A 1,625-nucleotide genomic window follows, 5' to 3' on the forward strand; every position below is an offset into this window, starting at 1 on the left:
CCGGCGCACAGGTCCAACCAGCGCCCGCCGTCGGTTCCGTCGACCGGGGCCACGGTCAGCGCGCGGGCCACGAGCTGGCTGCCCTCGTCCTGCACCAGCGCCGCGCCGTCACGCACCGGGGCCAGCGCGCCGGGATCGCCGTCACCGAGGTGGACCGCATACGGGGACAGGCGCCCGACCCGGCCACCGGTCTGCTCGGCGAGTTCGGCCGCGGTCAGCCTGCCCGGCCGGGCCGCAAGATGGACCTCCGGACGGGAGTCGTCACTGGCCAGCAGCGCGCCCAGTTCGCCGGCGCGGGCACCCAGCGCATCGGCGAAAGCCTGGGCGATCCACCGGGGGTGGGCGTGGGTGAACGCCAGGTGCCCCACCGGATCCGAGGCGGCGGCGGGGGCCAACTCGGCGACCCAGGCGGACTCGTCCCGGCGGGCGATGGTGCGCAGCACCCCGTTGACGAACCCGGCTCGGGCCGTGTCGAATTCGATTCCCGCCTGCTCGACGGTCGTCGACACCGCGGCGTGGTCGCCGACCCGGGTCCGCAATAGCTGGTAGGCACCCAGCCGCAGCAGATCCAGCAGCACCGGGTCGATGCGCTCCACCGGCCGACCGGCGGCCGCGGCGATGATCGCGTCCAGCAGCCCGCGGGTCCGGCAGGTTCCGTAGGTCAGTTCGGTGGCGAACGCGGCGTCGAGCCCGCTGATGCCGCGGTCCCGCAGGACGGCCGGCAGTGCGAGGTTGGCGTAGGCGTCGCGGGTGGACACCGCGCGCAGGACGTCGAACGCGGCGCGCCGGGCCGGGTCCAGCGGCGTGCGCCTGGCTCTGCGTGGTGCGCCGCTCATCGGGCCGATCCGTACTCGTCGAGGCGGGCGCCGCGGGCCCAGTCGGCGGCGTTCATCGGCTTCTTGCCCGGGGGCTGGACGGTCCCCAGCAGCACCGGCACCGACCCGGTGCCGATCAGGACGTGACGCTTGTCCGCCTGGATCGCGCCCGGCTCCAGCACGGTGTCCGGCTCGGCGGGGGTCACCGGCCCGACCTTGACCCGCAGGTCGCCGATCATCGTCCAGGCACCGGGGTTCGGGGTGACCGCGCGGATCCGCCGGTCGACGACGTGGGCCGGCAGATCCCAGCGGATGCGGGCGTCCTCCACCGTCACCTTCGGCGCGACGCTGACCCCCTCGGCGGGTTGCGGTACCGCGGTCACCTTGCCTTCGGCGATGCCGTCCATCGTCGCCTCGAGCAGTCCGGCGCCCGACATCGACAGCCGCTCGAGCAGCTCCCCGGCAGTGTCGGTGGGCCGGATGGTCTCGGTGACGACCCCGAAGACCGGGCCCGAATCCAGGCTCGGCTCGATCTGGAACGTCGTCGCACCGGTGACCGTGTCGCCGGCGGCCAGCGCCGCCTGAACCGGGGCCGCCCCACGCCAGGCGGGCAGGATCGAGAAGTGCAGGTTCACCCATCCGTGGGTGGGCACCGCGAGCAGCGGCTCGCCCAGCAGCGCACCGTAGGCGACGACCGCGCAGCAGTCGGGGGCCAGCGCGGCGAGCTCGGCGACGAACTCCGCGGAATTCGGCTTGGCGGGCCGCAGGATCGGGATGCCGTGCTCGGCGGCCAGCTGCGCCACCGGCGAC

General features: G+C 74.7%; 2 protein-coding genes. Both read right to left on the minus strand.

Translation table 11 applies throughout. The features are described 5' to 3' along the window. Nucleotides 1–836, minus strand: an 836-nt coding sequence (locus tag ACXAID_RS28010; protein ID WP_475025422.1) for a transcription antitermination factor NusB, incomplete at its 3' end; no start/stop codon positions are given. Beyond that, nucleotides 833–1,625: methionyl-tRNA formyltransferase (locus ACXAID_RS28015; RefSeq protein ID WP_475025423.1), on the minus strand; the 793-nt coding region annotated here is incomplete at its 5' end. The genes ACXAID_RS28010 and ACXAID_RS28015, both read right to left, overlap by 4 nt.

The sequence above is a fragment of the Mycobacterium sp. ABE4_509 genome (assembly GCF_056160785.1).